Origin of the sequence: Gordonia sp. NPDC057258 (assembly GCF_042668985.1) — a bacterium.
Taxonomy (GTDB): domain Bacteria; phylum Actinomycetota; class Actinomycetes; order Mycobacteriales; family Mycobacteriaceae; genus Gordonia; species Gordonia hongkongensis.
Genome location: NZ_JBHUXZ010000006.1, coordinates 118,598 through 140,527 on the forward strand (window position 1 = coordinate 118,598; position 21,930 = coordinate 140,527).

Consider the following 21,930-nt stretch of genomic DNA (forward strand, 5'->3'; position numbering starts at 1 on the left):
CATTGCGGGATGACGTACCCGGGGAATGGCAATGACGGCACCCGTCCGTTGCCGCATCAGCCGAACGCCTACGACTCCAGTCCCGGCTTCGTGCCCGCTCCCGCCCAATTCCCGGGCCCCGGCATGGGTTACGCGCCGCCCGGGCCGTTCTTCGACGCGGGTGCCGCAGCATTACCCGAGCCGCCGCTCGTGGTCATCGGTGACATCACGTGCACCCAGCACTACGTGATCACGCCGTCGGGCACGTTCCCGCTCGCGGGTTCGCAGTGGGAGGTCACCGACATGTCCGTGTCCTCCGAACAGATGTCGCAGACGGGCCTGGTGCTGGCGCTGGTCGGGTTCTTTCTGATCTGCTTTCTGAGTCTGCTGTTCTTGCTGATGAAAGAACGGCGCACAACGGGCTTCATCCAGGTACGGGTCCGGGGCGCGGGCGGCGCGATGCACGTCACCAACATCCCCGCCACGTCGCCCTGGACGATGAGCGATGTGTCCGGTCGCGTGTACCACGCACGCGAACTGGCCACCGTCGCCTGAGCCGCCCGCACGTTCGAGATGAGCACGCCGCTCCATCCAGTCACGAGGAGGACCACCCGATGACCACACCAGACAACCCGGGCGACAAGCCCCACGACCCGTTCGTCAAGCAGCCACCGGCCGACGCCTCGCCGTCGTACGGCACCGACCCCGGCCAGCAGCCGGTGGGTTCGGAGTTCGGCACCGCGGGGCCCTCGCAGCCCGGCGTCGGCAATCCCCAGTACGGCGACCAGCAGTACGGGAGCCAGCAATACGGCGACCAGCAATACGGCGACCAGCAATACGGCGACCAGCAATACGGCGACCAGCAATACGGGAACCAGCAGTACGGGGCACCCCAGCAGTACGGTGACCAGCAGTACGGTGGCCAGCAGTTCGGGGCACCGCAGCAGTACGGCGCACCCCAGCAGTACGGGGCTCCGCAGGGCGGGTATCCCGCGGCGCCCGGTTACGGCTACGGCGGCGCTCCCGACCCCACTGCTCCCTATGGCCGCGACCCGGCCACCGGCGAACCGCTGTCCGACAAGTCGAAGCTGGTTGCCGGCCTGCTGCAGATCTTCCTGGGCAGCCTGGGCGTCGGCCGCTTCTACATCGGCGACAACACCACCGGCGCGATCCAACTCGGCCTGACGATCCTCGGCTACATCACCGCGATCTTCCTGATCGGGTTCGTCATCATCTTCGGTGTCGCCATCTGGGCGCTGGTCGACGGCATCATGATGCTGACCGGCAGTGTTCGGGACAAGAACGGCCTCAAGCTGGGCAACTGACCGCTGCGCTCGAGGAGGCCCCGGGGATCGGTCCCCGGGGCCTCCTTGTGTCACAACAACTCCGGGGTCGCCGTCGAGACGGCGGGTGGTCACCCACCGCAGCAACCGGTCGACCCGCGCACGTCGCGGGTCACCGTGTTGCGTGCGGCGAGTTCGTCGTCGGCGGGATAGTCGACGCCGACCAGGCACAGACCCCGGGCCTCGGCGACGGGTACCTGGCTACTGCGTTCCCGCTCCTCGAGAAGCCCACGGCACCAGTCGATGTCGCGCCTGCCGTCGCCCACACTCGCGACCGCGCCGACCAGCGACCGCACCATCGACCAGCAGAACGCGTCCGCGCTCACCTCGCCGACGAGGACTCCTTCGGCGTCCCGAGTCCAAGAGAACCGCTGCAATTCCCGGATCGTGGTCGCACCCTCCCGCCGACGGCAGAACGCCGCGAAGTCGTTCAGGCCGAGCAACTCCGACGATGCCGCGTTCAACGCGTCGACGTCGAGCGGCCGACGCCATGTCGCGGTCGTCCGCGCGACCACCGGTTCGGCACCCCACCGTGCATCGGTCAACCGGTAGCGGTAATGCCGGCGCAGCGCCGAGAACCGAGCGTCGAACTCCTCCGGGACGACGCGCACGGCCGTCACCCGGACGTCATCGGGACACATCTTCGCGAGACGCCCGACGAGCGTCGCGGGGTCGCCGGCGATCGATCGGGTCTCCAGCACCGACCGCGGAACCGCGGCGTGTGCGACCTGCCCGGTCGCATGCACACCGGCGTCGGTGCGCCCCGCCACGGTCAGCCGCACTGGCACCCGCAGGACCGTCGACAACCTGGTCTCGAGCTCCTCGCACACGCTGCGCTGGCCGACCTGCCGTGCCCATCCGGCGAAGTCGGTGCCGTCGTACGAGATGTCGAAGCGGAGACGACAGAACCCGCCGGCACCGGAATCGGCGCCGACGGGTTCGGTCTGCGGTTCTCGACTCAGTCGACTACTTCTTCTCACCGTCGACGTCGGCTCCGGCTGCCTCGGCATCGGGAGCGGTCGCGGCGGTGGACTCGTCGTCGACGGCCTCGGCGACAGCTTCGGCGTTGGCGACCTCGGCATCGGTGGCGTCGGCCTCGACGGCCTCCACCACGTTCGCTTCAGCCGAATCGGTATCAGCGACAACCTCTTCGGTGGCGTCGAGCTTGTCCTCGGCGGCCTTCTTGGAGGCGGCGACGCGGGTCGCGCGGCTGGCCTCGCTCGACGCGGTGGACTCGCGCACCAGCTCGATCACGGCCATGGGGGCGTTGTCGCCCTTGCGCGGCAGCGTCTTGATGATGCGGGTGTAGCCACCGGGACGATCGGCGAAGAACGGGCCGATCTCGTCGAACAGCGTGTGCACGACGTCCTTGTCACGGATGTCCTTCAGCACCTCACGGCGGTTGGCCAGCTTGCCGGCCTTGGCGTGGGTGATGATCTTCTCCGCGTACGGACGCAGGCGCTTGGCCTTGGCTTCCGTGGTGGTGATGCGGCCGTGCTCGAAGAGCGAGGTGGCGAGATTCGCCAGCATCGCCTTCTGGTGGCTGGCCGACCCGCCGAGGCGGGCACCCTTGGTGGGCTTGGGCATTGTCTTCTCCTAGGAGGACCCCGCATCACTCGATGCGGAAGTCAGGGTTGGGCAGTGACAGCTACCGCCGCGTCGTAGCGACTACAGCTGCTCGGTCTCCGCGAAATCCTCACCGGAATCGGCGTCGAAGGACGCGTCTTCCGACCACGTGCCGGTGGCCGGGTCGTAACCCGCGACCTGCGACGGATCGAAGCTGGCCGGGCTGTCCTTGAGGGACAGACCGAGCGCGTGCAGCTTGACCTTGACCTCGTCGATCGACTTCTGACCGAAGTTGCGGATGTCGAGCAGATCCGACTCGGTCCGTGCAACCAGCTCGCCGACGGTGTGCACACCCTCGCGCTTGAGGCAGTTGTAGGAACGAACGGTCAGCTCGAGATCCTCGATCGGCAGGCTGAACGACGCGATGTGGTCGGCCTCGGCCGGCGACGGCCCGATCTCGATGCCCTCGGCCTCGACGTTGAGCTCCCGGGCGAGGCCGAACAGCTCCACCAGGGTCTTGCCCGCCGATGCCAGCGCGTCACGCGCACTGATCGAGTTCTTGGTCTCCACATCGAGCACCAGTCGATCGAAGTCGGTGCGCTGTTCGACACGGGTGGCCTCGACCTTGTAGGTCACCTTGAGCACCGGCGAGTAGATCGAGTCGACCGGGATGCGGCCGATCTCGGCACCCGACGCCTTGTTCTGCACGGCCGGGACGTATCCGCGGCCCCGCTCGACGACGAGCTCGATCTCGAGCTTGCCCTTGTCGTTCAGGGTGGCGATGTGCAGATCGGGGTTGTGCACGGTGACACCGGCCGGGGGCACGATGTCGGCACCGGTGACGGTGCCCGGACCCTGCTTGCGCACGTACATGGTGACCGGCTCGTCCTCGTCCGAGCTGACCACGAGGCCCTTGAGGTTCAGGATGATGTCGGTGACATCTTCCTTGACCCCGGCCACGGTGGTGAACTCGTGGAGGACACCGTCGATGCGGATGCTGGTGATGGCTGCACCCGGGATCGAGCTGAGCAGGGTACGACGCAGCGAGTTGCCGAGGGTGTAGCCGAAGCCCGGCTCGAGCGGCTCGATGACGAACTTCGAGCGGTTCTCGGCGAGGACTTCCTCGGTGAGGGTGGGTCGCTGTGAGATGAGCATTCTGTGGATCTCTCCTTTGGCCGCCCGCTATATGACGGCCTCGAGGTGTACCGAACAGCTGTTGCTGTCGGGCGGTGTGTTACTTCGAGTAGAACTCGACGATGAGCTGCTCGGTCAGCGGGACATCGATCTGGGCACGCTCGGGCACGCTGTGCACGAGAACACGCAGGGTCGACGGCACGACCTGGAGCCAACCCGGAACCGGACGATCGCCGACGAGCTCCTTGGCGATCTGGAACGGGACGGTCTGCAGCGACTTCGGGCGGACATCGATGATGTCGTACTGGCTGACGCGGTAGCTGGGCACGTCGACCTTCACACCGTTGACGGTGAAGTGGCCGTGGCTGACCAGCTGGCGGGCCTGACGACGGGTACGCGCGATGCCGGAGCGGTAGATCACGTTGTCGAGACGGGTCTCGAGGATCTTCAGCAGTTCGTCACCGGTCTTGCCGGTGCGACGGTTCGCCTCTTCGTAGTAGCGACGGAACTGCTTCTCCAGGACGCCGTAGGTGAAGCGCGCCTTCTGCTTCTCCTGCAGCTGGAGCAGGTACTCGCTCTCCTTGATCCGCGAGCGGCCGTGCTGGCCGGGCGGGTAGGGGCGACGCTCGAATGCAGCGTCTCCACCAATCAGGTCGACGCGAAGACGACGAGACTTCTTGGTTGCGGGGCCGGTATAACGAGCCATGTTTCTCTGTTCCTCCCTTTCCCGCTAGACCCGACGCCGCTTGGGCGGACGGCAACCGTTGTGCGGCTGCGGGGTGACATCGGAAATGGTGCCGACCTCGAGGCCGGCTGCCTGCAGGGAGCGGATGGCGGTCTCGCGACCCGAACCCGGTCCCTTGACGAACACGTCGACCTTCTTGACGCCGTGCTCCTGGGCCTTGCGCGCAGCGTTCTCGGCCGCGAGCTGAGCCGCGAACGGGGTGCTCTTGCGCGAGCCCTTGAAACCGACGTGGCCCGACGACGCCCAGCTGATGATGTTGCCGCTGGGATCGCTGATCGACACGATGGTGTTGTTGAACGTCGACTTGATGTGTGCGTGGCCGTGCGGGACGTTCTTCTTATCGCGACGGCGGGTGCCCTTCTTGGGGCCTGCGCTACGTGACTTCGGAGGCATTACTTCTTCTTCCCGGCGATGGTCTTCTTCGGGCCCTTGCGAGTGCGGGCATTGGTCTTGGTGCGCTGTCCACGAACGGGCAGGCCACGACGGTGGCGCAGACCCTGGTAGCAGCCGATCTCGATCTTGCGACGGATGTCGGCCTGCACCTCGCGACGGAGGTCACCCTCGACCTTCACCGAGGCTTCGATGTACTCACGCAGCTTCGAGACGTCTGCGTCGGTGAGATCCTTCGCTCGGAGGTCGGGGCTCAGGCCCGTTCCCTCGAGGATCTCCTTGGAGGTGGTGCGCCCAACTCCGTAGATGTAGGTCAGTGCGATCTCCAGCCGCTTCTCGCGGGGGAGATCCACACCAGCAACACGTGCCATGTGGCGGATTTCCTTTTCGATTTTCAGAGGTCTGCTCCCAGTCCGTCCCGCGAGCTGGTGCCGAACCGTGTGTCCGGCCTCGTGGGCTCCGGCCTCTGATCCGGAGGTAGGCGGTGACGCGTCTGTCGCCGCTGGTGTTGGGAGGTCCTTGTGTATTGAGTTGTCGATCTTCAGTTGTTCTGACTCAAGCGACCCGGAGGGTGCGCGTGATCAGCCCTGACGCTGCTTGTGACGCAGGTTCTCGCAGATCACCATGACCCGACCGTTACGACGGATCACCTTGCACTTCTCGCAGATCGGCTTGACGCTCGGCTGAACCTTCACGTCAATCTCTCCTGCTCGGCTCGCCCGCGCGCACGCCGAAACGGCCGTACACGTGGGTGTCGGTCTCCTCCCGAACGGATGTCCGGGAAGTCTGTCCCCGGCGACGCCGGGAAAGTCCTACTTGTAGCGGTACACGATTCGCCCACGAGCCAGGTCGTAGGGCGAGAGTTCCACGACGACCCGGTCCTCGGGCAGGATGCGGATGTAGTGCTGCCGCATCTTGCCGCTGATGTGGGCGAGAACCTTGTGTCCGTTCTCCAGCTCAATACGAAACATCGCATTGGGCAGGGGTTCGATCACTCGACCCTCGACCTCGATGGCCCCGTCTTTCTTCGCCATGTCCTCCGCGATCCTGGCCTCCGACCACGACATCTGGGCGACGTCGCGGCCCATTGGCCGGGTTGAATCAGTGTTTGTCCGTTAGGGTGTGGGCACCGGTCCGCGAGGACCTGCACCCGGTGTGCGCCGACCGGACCCACGTGCTGACACGCCGAGGCCCGGCGCGCGATGCGCACCGACGGTCCATGCTACGCGAACAGGCAGGCCAGGCCAAATGCGTGCGCGGCGTCGCAAGGAGGTCCAAGCGGATGGGGACGGTCGACGACTATCTCGACGGGCTCGACCCGGACGACCGCGCGGTCATCTCCCGGATCTATGACGTCGCCCGCGACACGGTCCCCGGCACCGCGCAGGGCAAGGGCTACGGGATGCCGGCCCTGACGTATCGCGGTAGCCCGCTCCTGTCGGTGATGCGCACCAAGAAGCACATCGGGCTGTACCCGTTCAGCCCCGACGCGGTCGACGCCGGGCGGCCGTTCCTCGCGGGATTCGACGTCCAGAAGGGCACCTTACGTTTCCAGCCCGACGCCCCTCCGTCAGACGACGCGATCCGCGCCATGATGACGTTCCGTCGCGATCAGATCGATGGTTGAGGCGAGGGGTGCTGGCACACTGTCGCCATGCTTGCCTTCCTCGTCCGCACCGTACTGACCGCGGTGGCGTTGTGGGTCGCGACGCTGATCGTGCCGGGCATCGACTTCGTGGGCGGTTCGACGACCGCCGAGAAAGTCGGTATCGCCCTGGTGGTCGCCGTGATCTTCGGTGTTCTGAACGCGATCATCAAGCCGATCGTGCAGATCATCGCGATCCCCTTCTACATCCTCACGCTCGGTCTGATCCACATCGTCATCAACGCGTTGATGCTGGAGCTCACCGCGTGGATCACCCGCAACACCACGCACTGGGGGCTCGAGGTCGACGACTTCTTCTGGTCGGCGATCTTCGGCGCCATCGTCGTGTCGGTGGTCGGGTGGCTCCTGGCCCTGCTGATGCGCGACCCGGTCGACCGATGACGAGAACACGCGGCGCCGACACACTGCGCCCCGCACTCCGGACGACATCGGTCCTCGCGGCGCTCGCCGCCGTGGTCCTGGTGGTGGCCGGGTGCGGCAGCGACACCGGCGGGCAGCCACGGTCGGTGACCGTCGTCGGGTCGGGCCAGGTCAGCGGCACCCCGGACACCCTGCGCGCCGACATCGGCGTGGAGGCGACCGCGTCCGATGTGACGACCGCGCTGAACGAGACGAGCTCCAAGGTCACCGCGGTCACCGACGCGGTCGTCGCGGCCGGAGTGGAGCGCAAGGACGTCGCCACGCAGCAGGTGTCGGTGAACCCGCAGTATTCGAGTGCCGCACCCGGCGGTTCGAGCCAGATCAGTGGATACACCGCGACCAACACCATCCGCGTGACCATCCGCGACATCTCTACGGCGTCGACCGTGCTGAGCGCCGCCGCGACCGCCGGTGGGGACAACACGCGCATCAACAACGTCGCCTTCGCCATCGACGACGACTCGGAACTCCTCGAGAAGGCGCGCGAAGCCGCGTTCACCGACGCCCGGGGCCGCGCGCAGCAGTACGCCGGTCTCGCCGGCGACTCGCTCGGCGACGTGCTGACCATCAAGGAGAGCACCAGCGGCCAGGAACAGCCGGTCTCGCCCGGTACCTTCGAACGCGACGTGGCGGCCGCGCCCGTACCGGTCGAGCCCGGCCAGCAGGAACTCACCTTCACCGTCACGGTCACGTTCGCGCTGGACTGAACACCCCGTCCGTGCACCGCACGCGGAGATCGGAGGATTGATGCGCGCCGTTCTCCAGCGCGTCAGCCGAGCGAGTGTGAGCGTCGACGGCGAGGTCGTCGGCGAGCTCGACATCCCGCCCGGCGCCGCGGGCCTCGTCGCCCTGGTGGGGGTCACGCACGACGACACCGTCGACCACGCGAGCAAGCTGGCCGACAAGATCTGGCGCCTGCGGATCTTCGACGGCGGGGACGGCCCCGAACGGGCCGCCGCCGACCTCGGCGCCCCGATTCTGGTGATCAGCCAGTTCACGCTCTATGCCAACACCGCAAAGGGCCGACGCCCCTCGTGGAATGCCGCCGCGCCCGGGCCCGTCGCCGAACCGCTGGTCGACGCGGTGGTCGACGCGCTCCGGGCCGCCGGCGCGACGGTGGCCACCGGCCGTTTCGGCGCGCACATGGAAGTCGGTCTCGTCAACGACGGCCCGGTCACCCTGGTGCTCGACGTCTGAGACCGCAGACACAAACAGTCGCAGGACTACCGTGGTGCCGGTGGGACGAATCACCGCACGCCGCCGCGTCACCCGCGTCCGACGCGACGCTGAGCCGACGCAGCGCGCGGACACCTTGGCCGTCGAGGAACCGCTCGAGATCCGGGTCGGCGGGCACACACTCGCGGTCACCATGCGCACTCCCGGCCACGACTTCGAACTGGTCGCCGGCTACCTGGTCTCCGAAGGTGTGCTGACCACCGGCGCGGATTACTCGACGGCCCGTTACTGCGCAGGCACCGACGCGCAGGGCGCCAACACCTACAACGTCATCGACGCGACGCTCGCCCCGCATGTGCCGCCACCCGGTTCCGAGATGGTCCGCGCCAACCCCGTCACGAGTGCATGCGGCATCTGCGGCAAGGACAGCATCGCCGCGGTCCACACCGCGTCGGTCCATGATCCCGCCGCCGACACCATGAGCGTGGCCGCCGGGACGGTCCTGGACCTCCCCGACCGGTTGCGCGCCGAACAGAGCGTCTTCGACAAGACCGGTGGCCTGCACGCCGCCGCGCTGTTCGACGCGGATGGTCGCATGCTCGCCGTCCGGGAGGACGTCGGTCGGCACAACGCCGTGGACAAGGTGATCGGGTGGGCGGTTCTCGCCGACCGACTACCCCTGTCGGGCACCGTCCTCCAGGTCTCCGGCCGCGCGAGCTTCGAACTCGTCCAGAAAGCCGCGATGGCGGGAATCCCGATGCTGTGCGCGATCTCCGCGCCGTCGTCACTGGCGGCCGACGCCGCCGACGATCTCGGCATCACGCTCGTCGGCTTCTCTCGCGGCGAGTCGATGGTGATCTACAGCCGTCCCGATCGGATCTCCCTGCCCGAAGCCGCGATCACCGAAGAGGTTTCGGTCCCGCGCTGAGGTCGTGACGACGCGGGTCGTCGAGGGCGACCCCGCTGATCGGATCGAACCAGTACGTCTCGTCGACCTCCGGGGTCAGCCCGATCACGTCACCGACCTCGATCGTCCGGCGATGATCGACACGGATGACGATGCGACTCCCGCGCAACCGGACGTCCGCGCTGCAGTAGACGAACTGTTCGGCCCCCAGCTCCTCGACGAGATCGACCGTTGCGGTGAGGTTCCCGGCCTGCGGTGCAGCCGACACCTGCCACGACTCGGCACGCAGACCGACGACGACGTCGCCCGCGGACGCCGACGACAGCACCGACGGCGGAACCCGGACCTCGGCGCCACCGAGGCGTACGATGCCCGCGTCCACCCGGGCGTCGATCAGACACATCTGCGGTGAGCCCATGAACGACGCCACGAACAGGTTCGCGGGCCGCGAGTAGATCTCGCGCGGACTCCCGACCTGTTGCAGCACACCGTGATCGAGCACGGCGACCCGGTGCCCCATGGTCATCGCCTCGACCTGGTCGTGGGTCACGTAGAGCGTCGTGATGCCGAGTTCCCGCTGCATGGCCGCGATCTGGGCACGCGTGCTCACCCGCAACTTGGCGTCGAGATTCGACAACGGCTCGTCCATGCAGAACACCTTGGGACGTCGCACGATGGCACGACCCATCGCGACCCGCTGTCGCTGCCCACCGGACAGCTTCGCCGGTTTGCGGTCGAGAAGCGGTGTGAGTTTCAGCATCTCGGCGACCTCACCGACCCGGGACGCGGTGTCCGCCTTGCTCATCCCGGCGTTGCGCAGCGCGAATCCCATGTTGTCGGCGACCGTCATGTTCGGGTAGAGCGCGTAGTTCTGGAAGACCATCGCCACGTCCCTGGCCTTCGGCGCCCTTCCGACGACGTCGACGTCGTCGATCAGGATCGCCCCCGACTCGACGGACTCCAGACCCGCGACCATCCGCAGACTCGTCGACTTCCCGCATCCCGACGGTCCGACGAGGACCATGAACTCGCCGTCGTCGACGGCCAGGTCGAGCGAGTCGACGGCGGGTTTCTGGCCGTCGGCGAAGCGCCGGGTCGCGCCGTCGAAGGTCACCGATGCCACGACCGGCCCCCTCGTCGCCGGCCCACGACCGGCCCCGCCACGTCGCCCGTCATGACGGGAGCTTCGGCGCGATCTGCGCCTCGTAGATCTGCGCGATCTGGCGCTGGGTGTCGGCGAGGGTCGCGGCGACATCGGCGTTCTGCAGGCCGATGCGCTCGTAACCGGTGCCGATGATCTTGTCGCCGCCGGGGACGAAGACCCGCGCGTTGTTCTGCGGTTGTGTCCGCGGAAGCTGCTCGATGGCGGTGGCGAAGTTCGGGTTCTTCTCCAGGAACGCGACCATCGACGGGTCGTCCTGCGCGGATTTGCGCACCGGCATGTAGCCGACATTCTGCGAGAAGTAGGCGGTGTTCTCGGTGTTGGTGATGAACTCGATGAACTTCAGCGCGTTGACCTTGCGCTCGTCGGACAGTTTGGCCGGGACCGCGAGACCGGCACCGCCCGTCGGGCAACCCGAGACCCCCTGCGGCGCGGGCAGGAAAGCAGTACCGAAGTCGAAGGCGGCGTTCTCCGTGATGCCCGACAGATCGCCGGTCGAGGCGATGGTCGAGGCGATGATGCCGGCGCTGAAGTCGCCGGCGATGTCGTTGGAGATCTTCGCGTACCGTTTCGTGTTGATCGAGTCGCTCAGATATTGCGCGGCCGCAACGGTCTTCGGATCGGTGAACTTCAGCTCCCAGTCGTTCGAGTAGGCGCCGCCGAATGTCCAGGTCGGCCCCTGGAAGGTCCATCCGAGGTAGTCGGTCGCGTTGCCCCAGCCGTGCGCGCGCTTGTCGCCGCCGACCACGGTCTGGATCCGCGGGCCCCAGTCGTCGAACTCGTCCCAGGTCTGCGGGCCGCGGTCGGGCAGGCCGGCCCGGCGCCACACGTCTTTGTTGTAGTAGAACAGCGGAGTCGACCGCGCGTACGGCAACGCCCACGTCTGGTTGTTCCACTTGTAGTCGCCGACCAGCGAATCGACGTAGTCGGCGGTATTCACGTCCGCACGGCCGAAGAGGTCGTCGAGGGGGCTGATCGCGCCGATGAGCGCGAAGTTGAACCACCAGACGTCGGACAGGATCATGATGTCGGGCACGGCGCCGCCGGACAGCGCGGCGTTGAACTTCTGCGCCGCCTCCTCGTAGTTCTTGCCGGCGTCGACGAGCTGCACGGTGATGCCCGGGTTGGCCGCCTCGAATCGAGAGATGAGTTCTCGTTCGACCTCGATGGATTTGCCGGGGTGATTCGACCAGAAGCTCAGCTTCGAGGCGTCGCCCGACGACGAACCGCCGTCACCCGAGGTTCCGGCGCATGCGGCCACCAGAGCACCGGCCGCGGCCGTCGCGGACGCGGCGAGGAACCCGCGCCGGGACATGTTCATCATCTGTCGTCTCCTTCGATCGTCTGTGTGTCAGTCGCTCTCGCGCGGGGGTGTTCTCGCGCCAGGTGTTCTGGCTGGTGGGGTGCCGGCCGGTCAGCCCTTGACCGCCCCGGAGGTGAGGCCCTTGATCATGTGCCGTTGCAGGGCCAGGAAGAGGACGAGCATCGGCAGCATCGCGAGCACGGTCGCCGCCATGACCGGGCCCCAGTTGGTGAGACCGTCGCTGTTCTGCAGGAGGGTCAATCCCACGGGCAGCGTGGCAACCGAGGCGTCGTCGGCCATCAGGAACGGCCACAGGTACTCGTTCCACTCGTTGACGAGGGTGATTGTCGCGAAGGCGACCATCGTCGGGATCGACAGCGGCAGCACCACTCTGGTGAGCAGGCGGAAGTGACCGGCCCCGTCCATCCGCGCCGCCTCGATGATCTCGGGCGGGATGGACAGGAAGTGGTTGCGCATCAGGAAGGTCCCGAATGCGACACCGGCGAGCGGCAGGATGATGCCGATGAAGGTGTTCCGCAGTCCCAGTTGGGCCACCAGGGCGTAGTTGGTGATGACGGTGATCTGGTTGGGCACCATGAGCGCGGCGATGATGACGACGAACACGATGTTCTTGCCCGGGAAGCGCAGGAACACCAGCCCGTACGCGCTCAGCACGCCCAGCACGAACTTGGCCACGCCGAGGATCGAGGTCGCGATGACCGAGTTGCGCAGGTAGCTCCAGAACGGTACCGACGTCGTGGCCTCGACGTAGTTCTCTGGACGCCACGTCGACGGCCACCACACGGCCGGTTGCACGTAGATCTCGGTGCGATCCTTGAACGACGCCAACAGGATCCACACCAGGGGCAGCGCGATGATCACCAGCACCACCGTCATCGCCGCGTACCCGCACGCGTCGGCCAGTCGTCGGCGGGTGGCCGGCGTCATCGCCTCACCGCCGGGGCGCCGTCGCTTCTGGCCGGGGCCCGCCGGCGGACGTCTGGACTCGTCTGTGCGCCCCGGCGTGGCAACCCGTCCGGACACCGGACTCGTGGTGACGGGCCTCATCGCGCTCCCCTGTCCATCATGCGCACCTGGATCACCGTGATGGCCAGCAGGACGACGAACATGACGGTCGCGACGGTGGCGCCGTAGCCGGCACGGAAGTTGACGAAACTCTCCTCGTAGACCTGGTAGACCATCGTGGTGGTGCCATTGCCCAACGGGCCGCCCCGGGTCATCACGTTGATGATGTCGAACACCTGTAACGAGTTGAGCAGCACGGTGATCGACAGGAAGAACGTCGTCGGCCGCAGTTGCGGCAACAGCACCTTGCGGAAATAGGTCCACCAGCCGGCTCCGTCGATCGCGGCCGCTTCGTCCAGATCGGTCCGTTTACCCTGCAGCGCAGCCAGATAGATGACGAACGCGTAACCGAGGTTCTTCCAGATGTAGGTCACCGTGATCATGAACAGTGCCCACGACGGCTGCTGGTAGAAGTCAGGTGCAGAGCCCAGTCCGAGGCGCACCATCACGTCGTTGACGAGGCCGAAACTGGGGTCGAAGACGAACTGGAAAGCGATGCCGACCGCCGCCCCGGACAGCACGAACGGAGCAAAAGCTGCCGATCGCACCAGATTTCGGCCGCGCAGTTTACGGTCGAGCAACAGTGCGAGCGCCAGGCCGATGACCATGCTGCCGACGACAGCGGCGACCGTGAAGATGACGGTGTTGGCGACGATCACCCGGGTATCGGCACGGGTGAACCATTCGAGGTAGTTGTCGATCCCGACGAACGTCGCTCCCGCCTCGGCGATGTTCCAGTCGTAGAACGACATCCGGATGTTCTCGACGAGCGGTCGATACGTGAACACGCCGAGGAGGACGAGGTTCGGCACGACGAGCAGGAGGAACAGAGCATAGCCTCGCCAGGGACGCCGCCCCGTTGCGGGCAGCACATGTTCGTCGACCGATGACACTGGCGAAGTCTCGCCGTCGGAGACGACCGGATGGTGAACTCAGGCGGCGATTCCCGTGAACGATGCCTTCACAGCCGGGGCGGGCGGGTCACTCCCCTCGTGACGCCGCCAGCCGGACCAGCTGACCGGTCGTGGCATCCGGCAGGTACGCCCTGGAGATGGCCACACCGATACGCGGCAGGTCGGATTCGTCCCGGAAGGCCAGATACACCGGCTCGTAGCGGGGATTGAACTTCTTCTTGAAGGTGTGCAGTGAGCGGAATCCGTAGTAGGGCTCGAGCGCGGCACCAAGCGTGTCGAGCAGTTTGTCGAGCGGCTCGGCGTCGAAGTCGCCCGTTCGCGCCAGCGGTGCGCCAGACAGCGAGATGAACTGCGCTCCCTCGTCTTTGAAGGCGACTGCCGACGACGCGATGAGATACTCGACGACCGGCCCGAACCCGTCCGTTCGGCGTCGCATGATGTCGAGCGTCCATCCCGCGACGTCGCCATCCGGCGCGTACACCGGTAGCCACGAGAGCACGCCGTGCACGTTGCCCGTAGGATCCACCGCGAGTGCCACCCGGACCGCGGGGTCCATCGCCTCCTCGACACTGCCCAGGGTGAATCCCATCTCGGGAAGGCCCTTGTCCCCCACCCACTCCTCCGAGATCGCGCGCACCTGGGTCCTGACGGCGAACGACTCGTCGGCCAGCGAGACCATCCGCATCGAGATGTCCTGCTTGGTGGCCTTGTTCATCGCCGATCGCACGTGCTGCCAGGGCTTGCCCTTGAACTCCAGACCCGGCAGGTCGACGATCGTGTCCTCGGCGATCTGCACACTGAGCCATCCGCGTCCGGTGACGATCTCCGAGGTCGCCGAGCCGATCGAGAACCAGCACGGAGTCGCGCCGGCGCTCTCCGCGAGGTCGACGAAGGCGTCGACGGCGTCGGCCAACCGCTCGGGTGCGCACACCGGGTCGGCCAGGGCCACCATGGTCCCGACGTGCTTTCGGTAGGTCACGACGGACTGGTCGTCGAGATCGCCCGCAGCGCCGGTGAACTGGTAGCTGTTGCCCGGCCAGGTCGTCATCCACGACATCGTGCCGCCGCCGTGCGCGCGCAGCAGTTCCTTGACGCGGGCGACCGGGTCGTCGCCGTCGACGGACGCACCGACCTGACGCACGCGCCACGGCACCGCGAACGCGAACCGGCCGGGGATCAGGATGGCCAGGACCAGCACCCAGAGCAACGTGGTTCCGAGCGTCACGGCGCCCTCCGACGACACGTCGGTGAAGACCACCAGGATCACCGCCAGCAGGGTCGCGATGACGTTGAGCGCACCGAGGACGACGGCCACCCACCACGCCCACCGCTTACCCCGCCGGAGTTGATCGGCGATGAGCACGTTGACGACGAGGCCGATGAGCATCGTGAAGACCGAGTCGTCCCCGGCGTCGGTCGGCCCGAGCGGCCCGCTGCCCGGGAACAGGAACACCAGGAGGTTCGCGCCCGCGATGACCAACAGGGCAGCGCAACCCAGCATGCGGACCTCACGCCGGGTCCGCGGCACCCAACCGTGTTCGTTGGTGGCGAAGAACTTCTCCCCCACGATCAGCATGATGATCGCGGCGAGAACGTACTCGACCGAGGCGAGGGTCCCCTCGAACAGGAACGCGACCGAGACGATGGCGCCCAACAGGACCCGGACACGTAGCCGCCAGGGCGAACGCACGGTCGCCGAGGCCACCGCGACCGCCGAGACCACCAACGCCCCCACCCCGGTGGCGCGCGACTCCGCGAGTTGCTCCGCCCACCGCCACGACGTGACCTCGGAGGAAAGCAACCACAGCAGCAACACCGTCAGCAGGGATGCGATCAGGTGGCCGCCCACACCGACCAGAACGGCCTTCACGGTGCCCAACTGCCATTCGGCCCAACCCATTCCGACGACGACCGCCACCAGCGCCAGCAGGTACAGCCAGGGTCCGGGCTCGACGAACGCGGAGCTGACCGGCGTCCACCACTTGCCCTCTCGGAGCGCCGGAAGCCCGAAGGCCACCTCGTGATACCACGACTTGTCGTTCGCCCTACCCCACAGCGATCCGGTCGTCGCACCGACGATCAGCAGGGCCGCCGCGAGAGCCACGGTGAACGGAAGCCGCCGCACGACGGTGAGCCAGGAGACGTCGGAATGCATGGTCAACGGTACGACGACACGACCCGCCGCACACGGTCATCTGGTTGATCGGTCACCCGCCAGCGTTGGAACCCACCATTCGTCGTCACGACGCCACAAGACGGGCACATCGTCGATGCGGATGGAACCGGGGTCGAGCCACCACGTCACGTCCGGGCCCCATCCGGCCAGCACCGTGGCCCCGTCCCGCTCCGGGAGTGGGATCTCGATCCCCGCACTCGTCAGATAACCGTTGACGCTCACGTGGACGGCATCGAGGTCGGCGGCGACGGCTTGCCAGTCGGGCACGAACCAGCGGCGATGGCGTCCGGTGGTGTTGTACCAGTCCCATCTCCTCGACGCGGTCACCTCGAGTGGGTAGTGGTCGACCAGCCGAGCCCAGTCCGCGGGTGCCGCGACTTCGTATACCCGCGCGGGTTCGCCGACGGACACCGTCCAGACTCGGGCCTCCTCTCCGATCGAGGTGTCTTCCTCGGCGACGAGCTGCAACGCGCCGAGGCCCGGGCGGGCACGCGTCGTCTGCACCGTCCCCGCGGCTTACGGCGTCGACCACCACTCGTCACTGAACGCGCGGTGAGGATTGCGCTCGAACTCCCGACGCGAGCGCGCCTCGCCGGCTTCGACGTGGGCCCGCCACTCATCCCACCGCACGCACTCGCTCCGGCACGGCAGGGCGGACTCCGGAAGCGCCTCGTTTCCGAACGGGTAGGCGATCACGCGCTGGAGCGCGAGATCGACCGGGTCGTCCCACCATGCACAGACCGGATGGCGGAGCAGCACCCCCGCTATCAGCTCGAGCACCGCAACGACTTCTGTTGCGGCATAGCGGATGTCCTCCTCGTCGGGAGGCTGCCAGTGCCGCGCGAAGTCCACCGCGTACCCGAGTGCACCCAGGAGCTCCGATTCATCCGCCGCCACGAGGCCTTCGACGTCGACGCTCCGAATCGCGGCCCGAACATCTGGAGATGTCCGAGGTCGCCGATACTGATCGACCCGTTCCCCGTGGCGTAACGGAATGACATGTTCGCGCAGAGGGATCGTCCGCGTCGCGTAGCGAGGATCTCTAGGGTGCGGGCCATCTCGCCGCCGGTATCGGTGCCGGATGCCGCACGCCATCGGATTGGTGCTCGCGGCTTACCAGACCGCTGAGATGATGCACTCCGCGCTGTGGCGCGAACCGCCTTACCATCTCCCACCGACAACCGTTCGCCACCCAAGAGATGACGAAACTCGTTGCACACCAACCGAATAGCCGGTAGAGTGGAAATCACATCCGATTCACCACGGGGGGGTGAGGTCGTGTTCGATTCCCAACGAGACGTCGGCACCGACGCGCCGACCCCTCGTGCGGTCGAATTGGTTGCCGATCTGCATCGCACCCTGGACAAGTTGCAGACCGTGGATCTGTCGCCGTGTGCCGATGCCGAACTCGCCGAGGTGGCCGCGGAAACCGAACGCGCCATCGCGCGTCTGACCGTGGCCGGTGACCGGCAGATCGATCAGGTCGAGGCTCGCGACCTGCCCCGACAAGCCGGGTGCCGAACACTCATGCAGTACATGACACACCGGCTACGAGTCTCGAACCCGATGCGGCGCCGTAAGCAGATGGACGCCACCGCCACCCGCACCAGCCTCGGCGGCGAGGTCCTACCACCCGAACACCCCTGCCTCGCCGAGGCGTTCGCCGTGGGAGCTGTCGGCTCCGCCCACGTACAAGCCACCCTCGACGTCCTCGACCGCATCCCCGGCACCATCGACCACGACATCAAGGTCGCCGCCGAACGTCAGATGGCCGAGATCGCCGAAGCCCACACCCCCGCCGACATCACCCAACTCGGTGCCCGCCTGCTCGCCCACCTCGACCCCGACGGCACACTGACCGACGACACCGACCAGAAACGACGCCGCGGCCTGTGGATCGGCCGACAACGCGCCGACGGCACCGCCAAGATCTCCGGCACCCTGACCCCCGCACTCGCCGCCCGGCTCACCATGATGTTCGCCGTGTGGGGCAAACCCGGACTCAACAACCCCGACGACCCCCACTCACCGTCCGGACCGGCCGGCACCGCCGACCCCGACGCCCTGACCACCGCCGCCGACCGCGACGGACGCACCCTCGCCCAGTCCAATCACGACGCCCTCGACGCTGCACTCGCCGCAGGTTTCGCCGACGGGACTCTCGGCACCTCGCATCGCGGCCTGCCCGTGCAGCTGATCATCAAAGCCGACCTCTCCGACCTCATCCGCGAAGCCGGACTCGCGACCACCGCCACCGGCACCCTGCTTCCCATCCGGGACTTGATCGCGATGGCCGGTGACGTCCAGCCGTGGTTGGCGATCTTCAAAGACGCCACCACTGTGCCGCTGCACTTCGGGCGCGGCAGACGTCTGGCCACCCGCGAACAACGCCTCGTCTCTTTCGCCCGTCCCGACGGGGAAGTGTGTTCGGCACCCGGCTGCGATCAGCCCGCCACCCACATCGAGCTTCATCACGCCCACAAGGATTGGGCCAAGGGCGGTCTCACCGACATCGACGACCTCGCACCCGCCTGCCCACGCCACAACCGCATGGTCGGCGACCAACCCGGCCAATACACCACCCGCATCGCCCGATCCGGACCCGACGAAGGCCGCTGCCTCTGGCGATTGAACGCCGAACCCGGCGCCCCACCCAACCCCGAACACCTCAACCGCCGACCCGACATACCCAAGCGGTTGCAGGCACACCTCGAACAAGTGCGGCGAGAGATCCACGGACGCAACACGTCCGGCGATCAGACACGCCCCCAGCAACAACCCGTATGGCCGATCGTCGACTACTGGCCAGCGGCCCTCCCGCCACTGCGCCCGGGCCAGACCTATACGCCGGTCGAGGCGTGTCTCGCCGAACTCCTGGTACGAAACTGACCGCGCAACAACAGGAGCAGACCCAGGAACCCTGTTCGCACAGTGCGCGATTCGTATTGGCTACCGATACGGTTCCCGCACTGGCGTGGAGTCAGACCGGGCGCGGGGTGAGGATGCGGGGTCCGTCGGCGGTCACCGCGACGGTGTGTTCCCAATGGGCGGAACGCGAACCGTCGTCGGTGACGACTGTCCAGTCGTTGTCGAGGACGGTGGTGTCCGTGGTGCCCAGCGTCAGCATCGGCTCGATGGCCAGGGTGGAGCCGATCACGAGCGTCGGCCCCTTGCCGGGTTCACCCTCGTTCGCCAGGAACGGTTCCATGTGCATCTCGCGGCCGATGCCGTGCCCGCCGTAACCGTCGACGATGCCGAAGGGCCGGCCGAACTTCTTCTCCGCGGCGCGCGTACCGAGTTCGATGGCGTGAGAGATGTCGGTGAGGCGAGCGCCGTCGACCATGGCCGCGATCCCCGCCTCCATCGACAGCCGCGTCGCCTCCGAGAGTTCCTCGTCGGCGGTGGACAGTTCCCCGACCCCGAAGGTCCAGGCCGAGTCCCCGTGCCAGCCGTCGAGGATGGCGCCGCAATCGATCGACACCAGATCGCCGTCGGCGAGAACGACGTCCGCGGACGGGATGCCGTGGACGACCACGTCGTTCACCGAGCTGCAGATGGATCCGGGAAAGCCGTGGTAGCCCTTGAACGAGGGCACCGCCCCGGCCCCCCGGATCACGGATTCGGCGACCTCGTCGAGATCGAGGGTGCTGACCCCCGGCTTCGCCGCATCGCGCACGGCGACGAGCGCGGCCCCGACAACCGCGCCCGCCGCGGCCATGGCATCGAGCTCGCCCCCACTGCGGAAGGGGACGACGCGCTTGCGCTTACGAAAACCCATGCCCTACAGCGATTCCTCGGTTGTCAAAGACTGTGCGGTCAGGACGCAGCGGGGTCAGGAGACGCCGGCGCCGAGCGCGCTCAGGACGCGCTGGTGGACGCCCTGGATGTCACCGACCGCGTCGATCGTCTTGACCTGGTCGCCGTAGTACGCGAGCAGCGGCGCGGTCTCCCGGGTATAGACGTCCATCCGGTTGCGGATGACCTCTTCGGTGTCGTCGGCGCGGCCACGCGCCAGCATGCGCTCCACGACGACGTCGGTGTCGACGACGAACGAGAGCACGGCGTCGAGCGAGGCGTCGAGATTCGCCAGGATGTCGTTCAGCGCGTCGGCCTGCTCGGTCGAGCGCGGGAAACCGTCGAGGATGAAACCCTTCGACGCATCCGGCTCGCCGACGCGGGCGCGGACCATGTCCACCGTGATCTCGGACGGGACGAGGTTGCCGGCGTCGAGGTACTTCTTGGCCTCCACACCCACGGCGGTGCCCTGGGAGATGTTCGCGCGGAAGAGGTCGCCGGTCGAGATGTGGGGGATCCCGAGTGCTTCGCTCAAAAGCTCCGCCTGGGTGCCTTTACCTGCTCCGGGCGGGCCGAGAATGACAAGTCTCACTTCAGGAATCCTTCGTACTTGCGTTGCATCAACTGACTGTTGATCTGCTTCATCGTGTCCAGACCCACGCCGACCATGATCAGTACGGCCGTACCACCGAACGGCAGGTTCTGGACGTTGCCGCTGTTACCGATCTCGAGGAACAGGTTCGGGAGTACCGCGATGATACCGAGGTAGATCGAGCCCGGCAGAGTGATACGACTGAGCACATACCCGAGGTACTCGGCCGTGGGCGCTCCCGGACGGATGCCCGGGATGAATCCACCGTACTTCTTCATCTCGTCGGCGCGCTCCTCCGGATTGAACGTCACCGCCACGTAGAAGTACGTGAAGAAGATGATCATCAGGAAGTAGACGGCGATGTAGACGCCGTTGCTCGGATCGGTCAGGTACCTGGTGACGTATTCCTGCCAGGTCGACTGCGTCCCATCGGGATTGCGCGTGAGTTCGACGATCAGCTGCGGCAGATACAGCAGCGACGAGGCGAAGATCACCGGGATGACGCCGGCCTGGTTGACTTTCAGCGGCAGGTAGGTCGACGACCCGCCGTACATCTTGCGGCCCACCATGCGCTTGGCGTACTGCACCGGGATGCGGCGCTGGCCCTGCTCGATGAACACGACGCCGGCGACGATGATCAGCGCGGCGACACAGACGAGGGCGAAGACGAGTCCGCCGCGGCTGTTGAGGATGGTGCGACCTTCGGCGGGGATACGCGCGGCGATACCGGCGAAGATCAGCAGCGACATTCCGTTGCCGATGCCGCGCTCGGTGATGAGCTCACCGAACCACATGACGACACAGGCGCCGGCGGTCATGACGAGCACGATGATCGACAGACCGAAGATGCTCTGGTCGTTGAGGACTTCACCGCTCTGCGCACAGGACTGCGGAAGGAGCTGGCCACGGTCGGCGAGGGCCACGATGCCCGTCGACTGCAGGAGTGCGAGGGCCACGGCCAGGTAGCGCGTGTACTGCGTCATCTTGGCCTGGCCGGCCTGGCCCTCCTTGCGGAGTTGCTCGAAGCGCGGGATGACCACGGTCAGCAGCTGCACGATGATGGCCGCCGTGATGTACGGCATGATGCCGATCGCGAACACCGACAGCTGCAGCAGCGCGCCGCCGGAGAACAGGTTGATCAGGGAGTAGACCGAGCTCGACTCACCGGACGAGACCTCGTCGAGACACGCCTGCACGGCCTGGTAGTCGACACCCGGCGACGGGACGGTCGCTCCCAGCCGATACAGGATGATGATGCCGAGAACGAAGAGGATCTTCTTCCTCAGATCCGGCGTCCGAATGGCCGCGAAGAGGGGGGAAAGCACTAACTCCTCCTAGTAACGACCACGCGAGGTCTACGTTCCGGGTCGGTGCGACCCGACCCCCGTGTGCTCGGCAATCGACGATGGTCTTTCGGGATGCGGCAGTCTTGGGCGTGTCCGGCAGGACAACCTCTGAGACTCTAACAGTCACACCGAAACGCCCCGGTCGGGGGGGGGGGGGGGGGGGGCGCCGCCCCCCGCGGGGGGCGGGGGCCAAGTGGGTGGGGGGGCCACGCCCCCCCGCCCGGACAAGA

At 66.9% G+C, this 21,930-nt stretch carries 26 protein-coding genes; 8 read left to right on the forward strand and 18 right to left on the reverse strand.

The features are described from left to right. Positions 1-9 precede the first annotated feature (9 nt). Both ACFUEJ_RS06870 and ACFUEJ_RS06875 read left to right on the forward strand, forming a co-directional pair. Positions 10-534, forward strand: a complete 525-nt coding sequence (locus ACFUEJ_RS06870) for a hypothetical protein (RefSeq protein ID WP_068969962.1) — start codon at positions 10-12, stop codon at positions 532-534. 59 nt (positions 535-593) lie between these two features. Continuing rightward, positions 594-1,304 (forward strand): TM2 domain-containing protein, encoded by a 711-nt coding sequence (locus ACFUEJ_RS06875; protein WP_068969963.1) that lies wholly within the window; start codon positions 594-596, stop codon positions 1,302-1,304. Positions 1,305-1,393: 89 nt separating this feature from the next. On the opposite strand, the gene truA is transcribed toward ACFUEJ_RS06875, so the two are convergent. The 8 genes from truA to infA form a co-directional block, all read right to left on the reverse strand. Next, positions 1,394-2,332, reverse strand: a complete 939-nt coding sequence (gene truA / locus ACFUEJ_RS06880; RefSeq protein ID WP_083207441.1) for a tRNA pseudouridine(38-40) synthase TruA — start codon at positions 2,330-2,332, stop codon at positions 1,394-1,396. Beyond that, on the reverse strand, positions 2,289-2,909 hold the full coding sequence (gene rplQ / locus ACFUEJ_RS06885; protein ID WP_165629742.1) for a 50S ribosomal protein L17: 621 nt from the start codon (positions 2,907-2,909) through the stop codon (positions 2,289-2,291). The genes truA and rplQ overlap by 44 nt, the downstream gene beginning before the upstream one ends. An 81-nt stretch (positions 2,910-2,990) precedes the next feature. Continuing rightward, positions 2,991-4,043 carry a DNA-directed RNA polymerase subunit alpha gene (locus ACFUEJ_RS06890; RefSeq protein ID WP_058251963.1) on the reverse strand — a complete coding sequence of 351 codons (1,053 nt, stop codon included), beginning with the start codon at positions 4,041-4,043 and terminating at the stop codon, positions 2,991-2,993. 79 nt (positions 4,044-4,122) lie between these two features. Beyond that, the gene (gene rpsD, locus ACFUEJ_RS06895; protein WP_058251964.1) at positions 4,123-4,728 is read right to left on the reverse strand and encodes a 30S ribosomal protein S4; all 606 of its coding nucleotides are present in this window, start codon (positions 4,726-4,728) and stop codon (positions 4,123-4,125) included. Positions 4,729-4,752: 24 nt separating this feature from the next. Continuing rightward, entirely contained in the window at positions 4,753-5,160 is a 408-nt protein-coding gene (rpsK, locus tag ACFUEJ_RS06900; RefSeq protein ID WP_004023536.1) for a 30S ribosomal protein S11, read from the reverse strand. After that, positions 5,160-5,528 (reverse strand): 30S ribosomal protein S13, encoded by a 369-nt coding sequence (gene rpsM, locus ACFUEJ_RS06905; protein ID WP_004023537.1) that lies wholly within the window; start codon positions 5,526-5,528, stop codon positions 5,160-5,162. Before rpsM ends, rpsK begins: the two co-directional genes overlap by 1 nt. A 210-nt stretch (positions 5,529-5,738) precedes the next feature. Beyond that, positions 5,739-5,852 carry a 50S ribosomal protein L36 gene (gene rpmJ / locus ACFUEJ_RS06910; RefSeq protein WP_005207978.1) on the reverse strand — a complete coding sequence of 38 codons (114 nt, stop codon included), beginning with the start codon at positions 5,850-5,852 and terminating at the stop codon, positions 5,739-5,741. Positions 5,853-5,969: 117 nt separating this feature from the next. Then, the gene (gene infA, locus ACFUEJ_RS06915) at positions 5,970-6,191 is read right to left on the reverse strand and encodes a translation initiation factor IF-1 (RefSeq protein WP_004023539.1); all 222 of its coding nucleotides are present in this window, start codon (positions 6,189-6,191) and stop codon (positions 5,970-5,972) included. A 185-nt stretch (positions 6,192-6,376) separates the two neighbouring features. Between infA and ACFUEJ_RS06920 the strand changes: the two genes are divergently transcribed. The 5 genes from ACFUEJ_RS06920 to fdhD are packed head-to-tail and all read left to right on the forward strand — an operon-like array spanning position 6,377 to position 9,347. Further along, positions 6,377-6,784 (forward strand): iron chaperone, encoded by a 408-nt coding sequence (locus ACFUEJ_RS06920; protein WP_223258815.1) that lies wholly within the window; start codon positions 6,377-6,379, stop codon positions 6,782-6,784. Between the two features lie 27 nt (positions 6,785-6,811). After that, positions 6,812-7,204: a phage holin family protein gene (locus ACFUEJ_RS06925; RefSeq protein WP_058251965.1), complete on the forward strand. Its 393-nt coding sequence runs from the start codon at positions 6,812-6,814 to the stop codon at positions 7,202-7,204. Next, positions 7,201-7,950, forward strand: coding sequence for an SIMPL domain-containing protein (locus ACFUEJ_RS06930; RefSeq protein ID WP_288815186.1), 750 nt, complete (start codon positions 7,201-7,203; stop codon positions 7,948-7,950). Before ACFUEJ_RS06925 ends, ACFUEJ_RS06930 begins: the two co-directional genes overlap by 4 nt. Before the next feature lie 40 nt (positions 7,951-7,990). Then, positions 7,991-8,440 (forward strand): D-aminoacyl-tRNA deacylase, encoded by a 450-nt coding sequence (dtd, locus tag ACFUEJ_RS06935; RefSeq protein ID WP_247449919.1) that lies wholly within the window; start codon positions 7,991-7,993, stop codon positions 8,438-8,440. Between the two features lie 40 nt (positions 8,441-8,480). After that, positions 8,481-9,347 (forward strand): formate dehydrogenase accessory sulfurtransferase FdhD, encoded by an 867-nt coding sequence (gene fdhD / locus ACFUEJ_RS06940; RefSeq protein ID WP_288815190.1) that lies wholly within the window; start codon positions 8,481-8,483, stop codon positions 9,345-9,347. On the opposite strand, the gene ACFUEJ_RS06945 is transcribed toward fdhD, so the two are convergent. From ACFUEJ_RS06945 to ACFUEJ_RS06975, 7 genes are all read right to left on the reverse strand, one after another. Further along, positions 9,319-10,449 (reverse strand): ABC transporter ATP-binding protein, encoded by a 1,131-nt coding sequence (locus tag ACFUEJ_RS06945; RefSeq protein ID WP_288815192.1) that lies wholly within the window; start codon positions 10,447-10,449, stop codon positions 9,319-9,321. The genes fdhD and ACFUEJ_RS06945 overlap by 29 nt on opposite strands. A gap of 49 nt (positions 10,450-10,498) precedes the next feature. Next, positions 10,499-11,812, reverse strand: a complete 1,314-nt coding sequence (locus ACFUEJ_RS06950) for an ABC transporter substrate-binding protein (protein ID WP_288815195.1) — start codon at positions 11,810-11,812, stop codon at positions 10,499-10,501. A gap of 90 nt (positions 11,813-11,902) precedes the next feature. Continuing rightward, the gene (locus ACFUEJ_RS06955) at positions 11,903-12,739 is read right to left on the reverse strand and encodes a carbohydrate ABC transporter permease (RefSeq protein WP_288815197.1); all 837 of its coding nucleotides are present in this window, start codon (positions 12,737-12,739) and stop codon (positions 11,903-11,905) included. 116 nt (positions 12,740-12,855) lie between these two features. Beyond that, a complete protein-coding gene (locus ACFUEJ_RS06960) occupies positions 12,856-13,770 on the reverse strand; it encodes a carbohydrate ABC transporter permease (RefSeq protein WP_288815199.1) in 915 nt (304 codons plus the stop codon). 88 nt (positions 13,771-13,858) lie between these two features. Beyond that, positions 13,859-15,946, reverse strand: a complete 2,088-nt coding sequence (locus tag ACFUEJ_RS06965; protein ID WP_288815202.1) for a bifunctional lysylphosphatidylglycerol flippase/synthetase MprF — start codon at positions 15,944-15,946, stop codon at positions 13,859-13,861. 36 nt (positions 15,947-15,982) lie between these two features. After that, on the reverse strand, positions 15,983-16,471 hold the full coding sequence (locus ACFUEJ_RS06970; RefSeq protein ID WP_288815205.1) for a hypothetical protein: 489 nt from the start codon (positions 16,469-16,471) through the stop codon (positions 15,983-15,985). 12 nt (positions 16,472-16,483) lie between these two features. Continuing rightward, positions 16,484-16,864 (reverse strand): hypothetical protein, encoded by a 381-nt coding sequence (locus ACFUEJ_RS06975; protein ID WP_247449931.1) that lies wholly within the window; start codon positions 16,862-16,864, stop codon positions 16,484-16,486. Positions 16,865-17,245: 381 nt separating this feature from the next. Here ACFUEJ_RS06975 and ACFUEJ_RS06980 point away from each other — a divergent pair, with 381 nt between their 5' ends. Next, a complete protein-coding gene (locus ACFUEJ_RS06980; protein WP_388028301.1) occupies positions 17,246-18,856 on the forward strand; it encodes a DUF222 domain-containing protein in 1,611 nt (536 codons plus the stop codon). A 91-nt stretch (positions 18,857-18,947) separates the two neighbouring features. On the opposite strand, the gene map is transcribed toward ACFUEJ_RS06980, so the two are convergent. The 3 genes from map to secY are packed head-to-tail and all read right to left on the reverse strand — an operon-like array spanning position 18,948 to position 21,679. After that, complete coding sequence (gene map / locus ACFUEJ_RS06985; RefSeq protein WP_388028303.1) at positions 18,948-19,745, reverse strand: type I methionyl aminopeptidase; 798 nt, start codon at positions 19,743-19,745, stop codon at positions 18,948-18,950. Between the two features lie 54 nt (positions 19,746-19,799). Further along, positions 19,800-20,354: an adenylate kinase gene (locus ACFUEJ_RS06990; protein WP_004023564.1), complete on the reverse strand. Its 555-nt coding sequence runs from the start codon at positions 20,352-20,354 to the stop codon at positions 19,800-19,802. After that, entirely contained in the window at positions 20,351-21,679 is a 1,329-nt protein-coding gene (gene secY, locus ACFUEJ_RS06995) for a preprotein translocase subunit SecY (RefSeq protein WP_058251974.1), read from the reverse strand. Before secY ends, ACFUEJ_RS06990 begins: the two co-directional genes overlap by 4 nt. Positions 21,680-21,930 lie beyond the last annotated feature (251 nt).

Excerpts from the sequence above, each read along its gene's own strand:
- ACFUEJ_RS06870 (WP_068969962.1), top strand. The coding sequence starts at position 10 with ATGACGTACCCGGGGAATGGCAATGACGGCACCCGTCCGTTGCCGCAT.
- ACFUEJ_RS06875 (WP_068969963.1), top strand. The coding sequence starts at position 594 with ATGACCACACCAGACAACCCGGGCGACAAGCCCCACGACCCGTTCGTC.
- truA (WP_083207441.1), bottom strand. The coding sequence starts at position 2,332 with ATGCCGAGGCAGCCGGAGCCGACGTCGACGGTGAGAAGAAGTAGTCGA.
- rplQ (WP_165629742.1), bottom strand. The coding sequence starts at position 2,909 with ATGCCCAAGCCCACCAAGGGTGCCCGCCTCGGCGGGTCGGCCAGCCAC.
- ACFUEJ_RS06890 (WP_058251963.1), bottom strand. The coding sequence starts at position 4,043 with ATGCTCATCTCACAGCGACCCACCCTCACCGAGGAAGTCCTCGCCGAG.
- rpsD (WP_058251964.1), bottom strand. The coding sequence starts at position 4,728 with ATGGCTCGTTATACCGGCCCCGCAACCAAGAAGTCTCGTCGTCTTCGC.
- rpsK (WP_004023536.1), bottom strand. The coding sequence starts at position 5,160 with ATGCCTCCGAAGTCACGTAGCGCAGGCCCCAAGAAGGGCACCCGCCGT.
- rpsM (WP_004023537.1), bottom strand. The coding sequence starts at position 5,528 with ATGGCACGTGTTGCTGGTGTGGATCTCCCCCGCGAGAAGCGGCTGGAG.
- infA (WP_004023539.1), bottom strand. The coding sequence starts at position 6,191 with ATGGCGAAGAAAGACGGGGCCATCGAGGTCGAGGGTCGAGTGATCGAA.
- ACFUEJ_RS06920 (WP_223258815.1), top strand. The coding sequence starts at position 6,377 with ATGCTACGCGAACAGGCAGGCCAGGCCAAATGCGTGCGCGGCGTCGCA.
- ACFUEJ_RS06925 (WP_058251965.1), top strand. The coding sequence starts at position 6,812 with ATGCTTGCCTTCCTCGTCCGCACCGTACTGACCGCGGTGGCGTTGTGG.
- ACFUEJ_RS06930 (WP_288815186.1), top strand. The coding sequence starts at position 7,201 with ATGACGAGAACACGCGGCGCCGACACACTGCGCCCCGCACTCCGGACG.
- dtd (WP_247449919.1), top strand. The coding sequence starts at position 7,991 with ATGCGCGCCGTTCTCCAGCGCGTCAGCCGAGCGAGTGTGAGCGTCGAC.
- ACFUEJ_RS06950 (WP_288815195.1), bottom strand. The coding sequence starts at position 11,812 with ATGATGAACATGTCCCGGCGCGGGTTCCTCGCCGCGTCCGCGACGGCC.
- ACFUEJ_RS06955 (WP_288815197.1), bottom strand. The coding sequence starts at position 12,739 with ATGACGCCGGCCACCCGCCGACGACTGGCCGACGCGTGCGGGTACGCG.
- ACFUEJ_RS06965 (WP_288815202.1), bottom strand. The coding sequence starts at position 15,946 with ATGCATTCCGACGTCTCCTGGCTCACCGTCGTGCGGCGGCTTCCGTTC.
- map (WP_388028303.1), bottom strand. The coding sequence starts at position 19,745 with ATGGGTTTTCGTAAGCGCAAGCGCGTCGTCCCCTTCCGCAGTGGGGGC.